This window comes from Methylobacterium mesophilicum, from assembly GCF_022179445.1.
In the GTDB taxonomy this organism is placed as follows: Bacteria; Pseudomonadota; Alphaproteobacteria; order Rhizobiales; family Beijerinckiaceae; genus Methylobacterium; species Methylobacterium mesophilicum.
The window spans coordinates 88313-101194 of the sequence record NZ_BPQU01000004.1 but is presented as its reverse complement, the minus strand read 5'-3'; the positions used below and the strand labels follow the sequence as shown (position 1 = coordinate 101194).

10 protein-coding genes are annotated in these 12882 nt (G+C 69.7%); 2 read left to right on the top strand and 8 right to left on the bottom strand.

The features are described 5' to 3' along the window. Positions 1-23 precede the first annotated feature (23 nt). The 8 genes from polA to MFF40_RS06440 all read right to left on the bottom strand — a co-directional run bounded on the left by polA (position 24) and on the right by MFF40_RS06440 (position 8346). Positions 24-3176, bottom strand: coding sequence for a DNA polymerase I (gene polA / locus MFF40_RS06475; protein WP_147898798.1), 3153 nt, complete (start codon positions 3174-3176; stop codon positions 24-26). 22 nt (positions 3177-3198) lie between these two features. Then, positions 3199-3351, bottom strand: a complete 153-nt coding sequence (locus MFF40_RS06470) for a HepT-like ribonuclease domain-containing protein (RefSeq protein WP_238259982.1) — start codon at positions 3349-3351, stop codon at positions 3199-3201. Between the two features lie 32 nt (positions 3352-3383). Next, positions 3384-3680 (bottom strand): nucleotidyltransferase family protein, encoded by a 297-nt coding sequence (locus tag MFF40_RS06465; RefSeq protein WP_147898800.1) that lies wholly within the window; start codon positions 3678-3680, stop codon positions 3384-3386. A gap of 86 nt (positions 3681-3766) precedes the next feature. Next, a complete protein-coding gene (locus tag MFF40_RS06460; RefSeq protein WP_238259981.1) occupies positions 3767-5296 on the bottom strand; it encodes a UdgX family uracil-DNA binding protein in 1530 nt (509 codons plus the stop codon). A gap of 89 nt (positions 5297-5385) precedes the next feature. Beyond that, the gene (locus tag MFF40_RS06455) at positions 5386-6597 is read right to left on the bottom strand and encodes a putative DNA modification/repair radical SAM protein (protein WP_238259980.1); all 1212 of its coding nucleotides are present in this window, start codon (positions 6595-6597) and stop codon (positions 5386-5388) included. A 272-nt stretch (positions 6598-6869) separates the two neighbouring features. Then, the gene (locus tag MFF40_RS06450) at positions 6870-7247 is read right to left on the bottom strand and encodes a type II toxin-antitoxin system death-on-curing family toxin (RefSeq protein ID WP_147856330.1); all 378 of its coding nucleotides are present in this window, start codon (positions 7245-7247) and stop codon (positions 6870-6872) included. Between the two features lie 9 nt (positions 7248-7256). Further along, complete coding sequence (locus MFF40_RS06445; RefSeq protein ID WP_147899124.1) at positions 7257-7484, bottom strand: AbrB/MazE/SpoVT family DNA-binding domain-containing protein; 228 nt, start codon at positions 7482-7484, stop codon at positions 7257-7259. A gap of 265 nt (positions 7485-7749) precedes the next feature. Beyond that, the gene (locus tag MFF40_RS06440; RefSeq protein WP_238259979.1) at positions 7750-8346 is read right to left on the bottom strand and encodes a RecX family transcriptional regulator; all 597 of its coding nucleotides are present in this window, start codon (positions 8344-8346) and stop codon (positions 7750-7752) included. A gap of 155 nt (positions 8347-8501) precedes the next feature. Here MFF40_RS06440 and MFF40_RS06435 point away from each other — a divergent pair, with 155 nt between their 5' ends. Together MFF40_RS06435 and MFF40_RS06430 are read left to right on the top strand one after the other, a co-directional pair. Next, positions 8502-9920, top strand: coding sequence for a TAXI family TRAP transporter solute-binding subunit (locus MFF40_RS06435; protein WP_238260052.1), 1419 nt, complete (start codon positions 8502-8504; stop codon positions 9918-9920). 121 nt (positions 9921-10041) lie between these two features. Then, the gene (locus MFF40_RS06430) at positions 10042-12834 is read left to right on the top strand and encodes a [protein-PII] uridylyltransferase (protein WP_147856252.1); all 2793 of its coding nucleotides are present in this window, start codon (positions 10042-10044) and stop codon (positions 12832-12834) included. Positions 12835-12882 lie beyond the last annotated feature (48 nt).

The window sequence follows — 12882 nt, the reverse complement described above, 5'->3', positions numbered from 1 at the left end:
CCGGGATGGCGTGGGCCGACGATTCAATGCGCCTCCTGCCAGTTCCCCGCCGCGTTGGCCTCCACCACCAGCGGCACCCGCAGCGTCAGGGCCGGCGCCGGCGCCTCCTCCATCACGCCGCGGATGATCGGGATCGCGCGCTCGACCTCGTCCTCGGCGGCCTCGAAAACCAGTTCGTCGTGCACCTGCAGCAGCATGCTGACCTTGAGCTTTTGGGCGGTGAGCGCCCCCTCGATCCGGGTCATGGCCCGGCGGATGATGTCGGCGGCCGAGCCCTGGATCGGGGCGTTGATCGCCTGGCGCTCGACGCTGGCGCGCTCGGAGGGGTTGTTGGAGCGGATCTGTGGATAGTGGCAGACCCGGCCGAACAGCGTCGTGACGTAGCCCTTGTCCCGGCAGATCTTTTTGGTGGTGTCGATGTAGTCGCGGATGCCCGGGAACTGCTCGAAATACTGCTTGATGAACGCCGACGCCTCCTCCCGGCCGATGCCGAGCCGGTCGGCCAGCCCGAAGGCCGAGATGCCGTAGATGATGCCGAAATTGATGGTCTTGGCCCGGCGCCGCAGGTCCGGGGTCATGTCCTTAAGTGCCACGCCGAACATCGCCGAGGCGGTCGCCGCATGGATGTCGATACCGTCCGCGAACGCTTTGCGCAGCTCGGGGATGTCGGCCATGTGGGCCAGCAGCCGCAACTCGATCTGCGAGTAATCCGCCGAGATCAGCCGGTTGCCCGGCGCCGCCACGAAGGCGCGGCGGATGCGGCGGCCCTCCTCGGTGCGGATCGGGATGTTCTGGAGGTTCGGCTCGGAGGAGGACAGGCGGCCCGTCGTCGTCGCCGCCAGCGAGAACGAGGTGTGGACCCGCGCCGTCTCCCGATCGGCATGGGTCTGGAGCGAATCCGTATAGGTGGATTTCAGCTTCGAGAGCTGGCGCCACTCCAGGATCTTCTTCGGCAATTCATGCCCGGCCTGGGCCATTTCTTCGAGCAGGGTCGCGGGCGTCGCCCACTGGCCGGAGGGCGTCTTCTTCGCCCCCGGCAGGCCCATTTTCCCGAACAGGATGTCGCCGATCTGCTTGGGCGAGCCGACGGAAAATTTCTCGCCGGCATCCTCCTGGATCTCCTCCTCCAGGCGGACCAGGATCTGCGAGAAGTCGCCGGACAGCCGGCTCAGCATCTCGCGGTCGACCCGGATGCCCCGCTGCTCCATCCGGGCGATCACCGGCAGGAGCGGCCGCTCCAGGGTCTCGTAGACCGCCACGCGCCGCTCGGCGACGAGGCGCGGCTTCATCATCCGCCACAGGCGCAGGGTGACGTCCGCGTCCTCGGCCGCGTAGGCCGTGGCCTTGTCGATGGCGACCCGGTCGAAGCTGACCTTGTTCCGGCCCGTACCGGCCACATCGGAGAACGTGATCGGCTGGTGGCCGAGATGGCGGCGGGCCAGCTCGTCCATGCCGTGCCCGCCCTTGCCGGCGTCGAGCACGTAGGAGATCAGCATCGTGTCGTCGAACGGCGCGATCTCGATGCCGTAGCGGGCGAGTACGGCCCAATCGTATTTCAGGTTCTGGCCGACCTTCAGCACCCCGGGATTCTCGAGGAGCGGCTTCAGCCGGGCGATGGCCGCGTCGAGCGGAATCTGGCCGGGCACCGGCTCGGCCACGTCGGAGGCCGCGGCACCCTCGCCGAACAGGTCGGTGGCATCGGCCTGCACCTTGGCGGCCTGGACATGGGCCAGCGGGATGTAGCAGGCCCGGCCGGTGGCGGTGGCCAGGGAAACGCCGACGAGCCCGGCCTTGTGCGCGTCGAGCGCGTCGGTCTCGGTATCGACCGCGACCACCCCGGCCTCCTCGGCCTCGGCGATCCAGGCGTCGAGCTGCTCCAGGGACGCGACGGTCTCGTAGGCGGCGGTGTCGAACGGCGCCACCGCCTCGGCAGCGCGGGCGGCGACCACGTTGCCGGGCGTCGCCTCGATCGGCGCGCGGGGCTTCGCTGGTGCGTCAGGCAGGTCGAGATCGGCGAAGGGATCGACCTCGCCACCCTCGGGCGGGGCGGCGCCCGGCGGCCGGTCGGCGCCGGCCGCCGCAGTCTCCGGGTCCGGCGGGACGGAATCGCCGAAGAACGGCACCGCGTCGCTGCCGCCGGCGCCGTTGCCGGAACCGTGGGGCTTGGCGCCCGGCAGCAGCGCCGGATCGGGCTTCACCGCCTCGGGGTCGACATGCAGCATCTGGGCGATGCGGCGGGTGAGGGTGTTGAACTCCATCGCCTTGAGGAATCCGACGAGCTTTTGCGGGTCGGGCTCGGGGACGCGCAGATCGTCCAGGTCGACTGGGACCGCCACATCCTCCACCAGAGCCACCAGCTTGCGCGACAGCTTGGCCTGCTCGACATTTGCGAGCAGCGTTTCGCGGCGCTTGGGCTGCTTGATCTCGCCCGCCCGCTCCAAGAGCGCCTCGAGGCTGCCGAACTCCTTGATCAGGGCCGCGGCGGTCTTCAGGCCGATGCCGGGCACGCCGGGGACGTTGTCGGAGGTGTCGCCGATCAGTGCCAGCGCGTCGCCGATCTGGTTGGGCTGCAGCCCCTCCCACTTGGCGATGATCGCCTCGACGTCGAGGTTGCGCTCGGGCCGATAGCCGGCCTTGCCCTTGGCGCCGGATTCGAAATCGTAGAACCGGACCAGCGGCCCGACGAGCTGCATCAAATCCTTGTCGGACGAGACGATGATGACGCCCGCGCCCCGTGCCTCCGCCTGCCGCGTGTAGGTGGCGATCAGGTCGTCCGCCTCGTAGCGCACCAGTTCCACCGCGTGCAGGCCGAAGGCCCGCACGGCGTCGCGCATCAGCGGCATCTGACGCTTGAGGTCATCCGGCGCGTCGGGGCGGTGGCCCTTGTAGTCCGGGAACATCTCCTTGCGGAACGAGCCCTCGGACTTGTCGAAGATGATGCCGAGATGGGTCGGCATGATGCCGGCCGCGCCCTCCTGCAGGAACTGGGCGATCTTCGTGCAGAACAGCCGCACGGCGCCGGTGGGCAGCCCGTCCGAGGGACGCGAATTGTACTTCTGGTCCTGGTTGATCGACTGGAAATAGGCCCGGAAGATGAACGACGAGCCGTCGACCAGGATCACCTGATCGCCCGGGCCGACTTTTTTGGGACTTGCGGCGGCGGTCTCGACGGTCATGGGCGCAGGCGTCTCGGGGCGATCAGGGCTCGGGCACGCGGTCCAGCTCGGCACGGCAGGCCGCGACGAGAACGGGCCATTCGTCGTGGACGGTGAGCCGGACGATGTCCAGGGTCACGCTGTCGTAGCCGTGGCGGTCGACGTTGCCAGCCCCGGCGATCTGACGCCACGGCACGTGGGGATGCTGGTCAGGCGGCGCGGTCGCGCTCAGAAGGCGACAAGGGCATCGCGCTCGGCCCGCTCCCGGATCCGATCTTTCAGGCCGTCGCGGTTGGCGACATCGACGCGGATCGGAAACAGGTCGGCGATGAACCCGGTGACACCGACATAGTCGTACACGTCACGGACGACCTCGGTGTCGATATCGATCATCACATCGAGATCGCTTCCCGAATGCCCCTCCCCCCGGGCGATCGAGCCGAACAGGGCAGCATGTCGAACGCCGCGGCTTCGCAACGCGGCCTCGTTGGCGCGCAAGATCGCAATGGCGGCCTGACTGTCCATCCAGCAATGTTAATCCGGAACGCCCGCGCGCTGAAGGCCGAGCCAGCGCCAAAAAGAGAGGAGCGCAACTCTCAACAGGATGCCGATCACGCGGCCAATTCGCGCCCGATCTCCTCCACCCGGCGCAGGTCGTCCACGAACGCCGCGTAGGCTTCCGCCTTGGCCTCGTCGGGCAGGCGCAGCAGGTAGGACGGGTGGACCGTAATGAAGCCCTGGAAGCGGTTGTCGAAGCGGTCGAACCGGAACGGTCCGCGCGCCCGCGTGATCGGCACCGCCTTGCCGGTGAGCGCCAGCACCGCGGTGGCGCCGAGCGCGACCACGAGCTTCGGGGCCACGAAGTCGAGTTCCCGGTCGAGCCACCAGCGGTAATGGCTGACCTCCCCGGCCGTGGGCTTCTGGTGGATGCGGCGCTTGCCGCGCTCCTCGAACTTGAAGTGCTTGACCGCGTTCGTGAGGTAGCTCGCCCCCCGGTCGAGCCCGGCCTCCGCCATGGCCCGCGAGAGCAGCTGCCCCGCCGGCCCCACGAAGGGGCGGCCCTGCCGGTCCTCCTGGTCGCCCGGCTGCTCGCCCACGAAGGCGATGGTCGCGCCGACCGACCCTTCGCCGAGGACCGCCTGCGTGGCGCCCAGGACCAGCGGCTCGGTGCGCTTGATGATCGCGTTCAGTTCGTCGAGCGTCTTCGGGTCCTGGTCGGCCATGGCGGCGACGGCGCGGGCGGGTTCGCGGCGTGTGGGCACGGTCGGCTCCCTCTCGATCATGGCTTCGGTCCGGCCCGCCGCCGCCCGGACGAGAGCGGGGATCGCGGCGGTCTCGGGCATGTTGCGCCAGTACTTCTTGGGCATCTCCGCCCGCATCGCCTTCAGGTTGGTCCGGGCCGGGTTGAACGTGCTCTCGTAATAGGTCTGCCAGCCGGCCTCGAAGCCGTCGCCCTCGGGCAGCGCGGTCCGGTCCCCGGGTGGGCCGTAGGTCAAGGTGTCCGTATCCCAATGCGCCGAGCCGTCGGGCGTCAGGATCGACCAGCGCATGCCGCGAAAGCGCGCGACGAAGAACGGCGCGGCCGCCTCCAGGATGTGATGGTCGGGCTCGAACCACGCCACGAAATGCTCGCCGCCCGAATCCTCGGCGCGGCGGAAGCGCAGGAAGGCGTGCATCTTGTGCAGGTCACGCCCGATCGCCTTCGCCATCCGGTGCAGGCGGTGGACCAGGGGATCGCTGCCGACCTCCATCAGGTGCCGCTCGCCCTGGCAGACCCGCCAGATCAGGGCGTAGAGCAGGCCGTAGCGCTCGGGATCACGGTGCGGGATCACCTGGGGGATCAACCCGGCGACGGCCTTGGGCAGGGCGAGCGGCGCGCTTGCAGCCTGAACCGGCTCGGCGCCGAACAGGCCGGGCGAATCCGTCACCGACCACGTCACTGCCTCGGGCGGGACGCTCTGCGCGACGAGGCGGCGCGCGGCATCGCGAAAGCCGGTGAGATCGGCACCCGGACGCAGGAGGATGCTTTGCGACCGACGCGCATCCCCTCCCCCCTCTGCGGGGGAGGGTGGCCCCCGGAGGGGGGCGGGAGAGGGGAGCGTCGCATCCGGAGGAGTCGCGACGACCGCGCCATCCCGCATCGTCCCGCTGCCCCTCTCCCGACCCGGCCTGACGGCCGGCCCACCCTCCCCCGCAGAGGGGGGAGGGAAAGTCGCGCTTCCGGCCTTCATCAAAACAAGCTCAGCTGCCGGGCCGGCTCGACCAGCCTTTCGCGCAGGTCGAGCCGGTCGGTGAGCCCGACCGGGCGGTGGTCGGCGGCGATCAGGAACGGGCGCGCCCGCTTCAGCCCCGATGTCAGGCGGGCGACGTCGTCGAGGCGCAGGGTCGCGTGGCGGCGCGCCTTCACGATCTTGTCCACGGCCTTCGCGCCGAGGCCGGGCACGCGCAGCAGCCACTCCCGGTCGGCCTTGTTGACGTCCACGGGAAACTTTTCGCGGTGCTTGAGCGCCCAGGCCAGCTTGGGGTCGATGTCGAGGGCGAGCATGCCGCCCTCGGAGGCGTCCGCCACCTCGTCGGGGGTGAACTCGTAGTACCGCAGCAGCCAGTCGGCCTGGTACAGCCGGTGCTCGCGCTGAAGGGGCGGCGGCTTCGGCGGCAGGATCGCCGACCCGTCCGGGATCGGGCTGAACGCCGAGTAGTAGACCCGCTTCAGGCCGACGCTGCCGTAGAGATGCGCGCTCTTGCGGATCAGGGCCTCGTCGGTGGTGGCGTCCGCGCCGACGATCACCTGGGTCGAGTGCCCGGCCGGGGAGAAGCGCCGCTTCTCGGCCTTGGCCTCGACGATACGCTCGCCGATCTGCGCCATCGCGTTCTGGATCGCGGCGCCGTCCTTCTCGGGGGCCAGGCGCTGCAGGCTCGCTTCGGTGGGCAATTCCACGTTGATGGAGAGCCGGTCGGCGTAGAGGCCGGCCTCCTCGATCAGCCAGGGGCTCGCCTCCGGGATCGACTTGAGGTGGATGTAGCCGGCAAAGCCATGGTCGCGCCGGAGCGACTTCGCCACCCGGGTGAGCAGTTCCATCGTATGGTCGGGCGACTTGATGATGCCCGACGACAGGAACAGGCCCTCGATGTAGTTGCGCCGGTAGAAGTTCAGGGTGAGGCTCACGACCTCCTCCACGGTGAACTTCGCCCGCCTCACGTTCGAAGAGCGCCGGTTGATGCAGTACGCGCAGTCGAACAGGCACCAGTTGGTCAGCAGGATCTTCAGCAGCGAGACGCAGCGCCCGTCCGGCGTGTAGGCGTGGCAGATGCCGGCCCCGGTGGTGGAGCCGAGCCCATCCTTCCCGGCCGCGCGCTTCGGCGCCGCCGAGGAGGCGCAGGAGGCATCGTACTTGGCGGCATCGGCCAGGATGCGCAGTTTCTTGGCCAGGGTTTCGTCCATCGAACAGACAATGAACGAGAGGCCTTAAGAGGCAAGGCCGACCGGTGCCCGGCCCCCGTCCGCGATGCCGCACCCTGCGCACAGGCAATACCTCAGTGTGCGCTCCTGCCGAGGAGGCACTCATGTGCGACACACCGCACGCGCCGGATCATCCGGAACACCGCGCTGTCGGTCGGTGCCGACGGGAGCCAGTACTTTAGCGGTGGCGAGCAAATCTCTCCTAGCGCATCGTCTTTTTCCGAAAGCCGGAAACCACCTTTCAGGACGATGCTCTAGATCCGAGCCCTGATCCAGGCGGCCATCGCCGCTTCATCCATCTCGCCGGAGGCAAGCGCCAGCCAAGTGGCGACGATCTCAGCATTCATGGCGGTCAGCTGCCGGCCGTTCAGTTCGATGAACGTTTCGGTCACGACCATCGAGACCCGCTTGTTCCCGTCAATGAACGGATGGTTCTTCGCGAGGCCGAAGGCGTAGGCCGCCGCCAGATCGGCGAGATCGGGCGGAGGGTCGCCGTAGGCTTCCAGGTTCTCCGGCCGGCCGAGCGCGGAATCGAGCATCCCCTCGTCGCGGATGCCCGGCGAGCCGCCGTGCTCAGCCAGCTGCTCGTCGTGCAGAGCGCATACGACGTCCTTGCGGACCCAGACTCTCATGGCGGAGCCTTACTTCGCGAGTTCGCGAAGAGCCTCGCGACGACGCTTCATGACCGCCTGCGCGACGACCATCTGGCTCTCGAAGTCCGGGTTGTAGGGCGTGAGCCTGTAGCTCCCGTCCGGCGCTTCGGTCAGATGGACGACATCGCCCTTCTCGACCTTGAGCCGGGTGGAGGCCTCCTTCGGCAGTGTCAGGCTGAGGGAGTTGCCGTTCTGGGTCACCTTGAGCGAGATCATGCCTATCTCCGCGGCGTCATGACATTTGTCATAACGTAGACGCTCGTTTGCATCCCTGCAAGTGGGTTACAGGACGACGAACACCTTCTGCTCGGCACTCAACAGCCTCGCTTGGCGGCTGGGATGCGGTCTCCGACAATCCCAGGATGACCGACGCGGAACTGGCCGAACTGCAGCCGGCGAGCGCGGTGCCGGAGGTCTTCCGTCTGCTACCGAAGCGCGGACGGCCGAGCGCCGAAGCGGCCGAAGGCTCGGGCCTGATCGATCACTCCACCTCGTCCAGCTCGGCATCGACCACCCGGCGGGCGAGGTCATAGGAAAAGCCGGCCCGGGCCAGGGCGCCCAAGTCGCGGTCGCGGTGGAGCGCCCGCGTGTCGGGCCGGCGATGCGTGCCGAGGCGGCGCCGCTTGGCGTAGGCGCGGGCGGCCCGCAACTCGATATCGGCGGCCTCCGCCTCGGGGATCGCCTCGCGCTCGGCCCGCATCGTGGCCTCGACCACGTCGCGGGGCACCCCCTTGGCGGCGAGCTTCGCCGCGGCGCCCCGGCTCGACGTGCCGCGCCGGCGCAGCGTGGCAAGCCGGGTATCGGCGAAGCGGACATCGTCCACCAGGCCGGCCGAGACCGCCCGCGCCACGGTGGCGGCGATCATCTCGGCGAAGGCGGACGGGTCCTCGCCGCGCAGACGAGCGCGCTTGTCGACCCGCCGCGCCAGGGTCCGGCGCAGCATCTCGGTCGAGGCGCTGTAGCGCTCCAGGTAGTAGAGCGCGACGCGCTGCAGCCAGGCCGCGCTGACCGGGCCGGGCGGCCGACGCTCCGTAGTGCGGGTTCCTGGCCCGGATTCTGCAACGTTTGTTGGTTTCACCGGTTCTTCACGATCTCGACAGGTTTGCGTTCCATGACGTGGGGATGGAACGCGCGCAACGCGACAGGCTCGGCCATGGTCCGCAGCAAAGTCCTTCGCCCGATCTCACCCACGGCCCGTGGCGGCGACGCCTGCGCGCCGCGGCGACGATCCTGATGCGCCGCGAGTGGCTCCTCGTTCTGGTAGCCCTCGGGCTGGCCGCGGTCGCGGCCGGCATCGTCTATCTGTCCCGTCCGACCACGCTGACGGTGGCGGTCGGCCCCCAGGACGGGGCCGAGGCCGCGCTGATCGAGGCCTACGCGAACGCCCTCGACCGGAGCCGCGAGGACGTGCGCCTCAAGGTCGTCCGCTTCTCGGACGTGCGCGACAGCGCCCTGGCGCTCCAGCGCAACCGGGCCGACCTCGCGGTGGTTCGGCCGGACGTGTTCCTGCCCGAGAACGGCCTGACCCTGGCGATCCTGCACGACGAGGCCCTGGTGATCGCCGCGCCCGAGGGGGCCGAGATCGAGGACGTTCCGGCGCTGGCGCGCAAGCGTCTCGGGATCGTCGTGCGCCACAGTGCCGACCTGCCGTTCCTGACCAACCTGCTCTCCTTCTACGACCTCCTGCCCGACAGCCCCGGGGCGGATGCGCCGGAGGCCGAGCCCGCGGCCGAGATCGCATCCGGCCACGTTCAGGTGGTGCCGCTGAAGCTCGGCGAGGTCGCGACGGCACTCTCCGAGAAGCGCGTCGACGCGGTGGCGGTGATCGCGAGCCCCGCCTCGAAGATCGCGGGCGCGGTGATGCGGGCCATCGAGATGGGGTCCCCCGACCGGAAGATCGGGTTCGTGTCGATCCCGGACGGAGACGCGATCCTGCAGCGCTTCCCCGAATTGCAGTCCCTGACGATCCCGGCCGGGACCTTCGGCGGACGTCCCAAGCGCCCGGACGAGGAGGTCCGCACCGTCGGCGCCTCCTATCGCCTGATGGCGCGGGGCTCGGTCAGCCGGGTCGCGATCGCCTCGGCGACGCAGCACCTGTTCGAGTGGCGCTCGCGGCTCGCCGCGGCGGCCCCGGCCGCCAAGCTGATGAAGGCGCCGGATTTCGACACGACGGTCGCGGCGACTTCGGCGCGCCTGCCGAACCATCCCGGCGCCGTCGACTATTTCGAGCGCGAGCAGCAGACCTTCCTCGATCGCTACGAGGACTACATCTACCTGCTGGCCTTCTTCGGCGGCACGATCGGCTCGGGCATCGCCTGGATCGGGCAGCGGCTGGCCCGCAAGCGCCGCGAGCGCATCGACATCGTGCTCGACCGCCTGCTCGACATCATGCGTGAGGTCCGGGCCGCCACCAGTGCAGCCGAGCTGGATGAGATCGCCATCGAGACCGACGGGCTCGTGGCCGACGTCGTCTGCTACGCCCGCGAACGCAGCATCGACGCCCGGACCGTGAGCGCCCTGATCCTGGCGGTGGACGGCGTCCACGCGGCGATCTCCGATGCGCGGCGGCGGGCCGACGATTCGGCGCCGGGGGCGACGGCCAAGCGACGCACCGCGCGGCTGCTGGCCCTCAACCTGCCGGCCGCGGAATAACCGTGACCGTCCGCGCCGGCGCCCTCGTTGACGCGGGATGGCATGCGGGTCGGGAGGGACCGCTGTGTCCCGTGCATCACCGCCCGGCTGGCGGCGTAGGCATATCATGCTAACGGGGGGCATGTTCGATCCCGCCGCCGCCCTCGAAACGGTCCTCGCCAACCTCGACCGCGAAGCCCGCGAGCCGACCAAGCTGCGCGCCGCGCTCGTGCCCGAGCTGCGCCGGGTCATCGAGGACGGCCACCGCGCCGCGGAGGCGCAGCTTCTGCAGGACCGCAACGGCCTCGGCTGCGCGCAGGCCCTGTCGGACCTGACCGACGCCGTGGTGCGGACGATCCACGACGCGGTGGTCCGGCAGCTCTACCCCAACGACAACCCCTCCACCGGCGAGCAGCTCGCCGTGGTCGCCACCGGCGGCTACGGCCGGGGCACGATGGCGCCGGGCTCCGACATCGATCTGCTGTTCCTGCTGCCCTACAAGCAGACCGCGTGGTCCGAGAGCGTCGTCGAGGCGATGCTCTACGTCCTGTGGGACCTCAAGCTGAAGGTCGGCCACGCCACCCGCTCCGTGGAGGAATGCCTCCGCGAGGCGAAGGCCGACATGACCATCCGCACCGCGCTCCTCGAGGCGCGCTACCTGTTCGGCACGCGGGTCCTGTTCGAGGAGCTGGTGACGCGCTTCGACGCCGAGCTGGTGATCGGCTCGGCCGCCGAATTCGTGGACGCCAAGCTGCGCGAGCGCGATGCCCGGGTCTCGAAGGCCGGCACCTCGCGCTACCTGGTCGAGCCCAACGTCAAGGACGGCAAGGGCGGCCTGCGCGACCTGAACACCCTGTTCTGGATCGCCAAGTACACCTACCGGGTGCGCGACCAGATCGAGCTCGTCGGCGCCGGCCTGTTCACCCAGGAGGAATACGCGCTGTTCGAGCGCTGCGACGAGTTCCTGTGGCGGGTCCGCTGCCACATGCACTTCGTCACCAAGCGGGCGGAGGAGCGGCTGTCCTTCGGGCTGCAGCCGCGGATCGCCGAGCGCTTCGGCTACGAGGCCCGGGGCGGCCTGTCCGGGGTCGAGCGCTTCATGAAGGCGTATTTCCGCGTCGCCAAGGATGTCGGCGACCTCACCGCCATCGTCTGCGCCGAGCTGGAGGCCCGCCACGCCAAGCGCACGCCGGTGCTCGACCGCTGGATCGGCCGGTTCCGCGACCGCTTCCGCGCCACCGCGATCGAAGCCGAGGATTTCTGGATCGACCACGGCCGGGTGAACCTGCGCGCCGAGGACGCGTTCGAGCGCGACCCGGTCAACCTGATCCGCCTGTTCTGGCTGGCCGACCGCCACAACCTCGCGATCCACCCGGACGCCAAGCGGCTGGCGAACCGGTCGCGCCGGCTCATCACCCCGACCCTGCGGGCGGACCCGGAAGCCAACCGGCTGTTCCTCGACATCCTGACCTCGCGCAACGCCCCCGAGGAGGCCCTGCGCGAGATGAACGAGGCCGGCGTGCTCGGCCGGTTCATCCCGGATTTCGGCCGCATCGTCGCGATGATGCAGTTCAACATGTACCACCACTTCACGGTGGACGAGCACCTGCTGCGCACCGTCGGCATCCTGGCTGCCATCGAGTCGGGCCGCGCCGAGGAGGCCTACCCACTGGTCTCGCGCCTGATCCACACGATCCACAACCGCACCGCGCTCTACGCCGCGATCCTGCTGCACGACATCGCCAAGGGCCGACCCGAGGACCACTCGATCGCCGGGGCGGCCATCGCCGCGCGGCTCTGCCCGCGCTTCGGGCTGACCGAGGCCGAGACCGAGACCGTGGCCTGGCTGGTCGAGCATCACCTGCTGATGTCGATGACCGCGCAGAGCCGCGACCTGTCGGACGGCAAGACGATCGAGCGATTCGCCTCGGTGGTGCAGAGCCTGGAGCGGCTGAAGCTCCTGACCATCCTGACGGTGGCCGACATCAGCGCGGTCGGCCCCGGCGTCTGGACCGCCTGGAAGGGCACCCTCGTCCGCACCCTCTACGACGAGACCGAGGTGTTCCTCTCGGGCGGCCATTCCGAGATCGCCCGCACCGACCGGGTGCGCCTCGTCCAGATGAGCCTGCGCGAGCAGCTGCCCGGCTGGGCCTCGGATGAGTTCGACGCCTACGCGGCGCGTCACGGCCAAGCCTACTGGCTGAAGGTCGACAGCCCGCGCCAGATCAAGAACGCGGTCTTCCTCCGCGACGTGCTGAGCGAGGGCCGCACCAGCGCCACCGACGTGGCCCTCGACCCGGTGCGGGGCGTGACGGAGGTCACGATCTACTCCCCGGACCACCCGCGCCTGCTCGCGATCGTCACGGGGGCCTGCGCGGCGGCCGGCAGCAACATCGTCGATGCGCAGATCTTCACCACCACCGACGGCTTCGCCCTCGACACGATCTTCATCTCCCGGGCCTTCGAGCGCGACGAGGACGAGTTGCGCCGGAGCAAGCGCATCACGGCCGCGATCGAGCGGTCCCTGAAAGGCGAGATCCGCATCGCCGACCTGGTGGCCGACAAGCACCCGCCGACCAGTGCCCAGGCCAAGACCTTCCTGGTGCCGCCGGATGTCGGGATCGACAACGCTCTGTCGAGCCGCGAGACCGTGGTGGAGGTGACCGGCCTCGACCGGCCGGGCCTGCTCTACGAGCTGACCACGGCGTTCGGCCGGCTGTCGCTGAACATCACCTCGGCGCACGTGGCCACCTTCGGCGAGCGCGCGGTGGACGTCTTCTACGTCACCGACCTCACCGGCACGCGGGTGACGCAGCCCGACCGGCAGGCGGCGATCCGCAAGGCGATGCTGGAGGTGTTCGCGGGCGACGTCGCAGTCCTCAGGGCCGAGGGCCTGGAGGCCCTCGTCGCCGCGCCGCCGCCACGCGAGGCGTGAGCGGGCGGGTTGATTTCGGCCGCCCCGGGTCAGATATCAGCGCCGCAT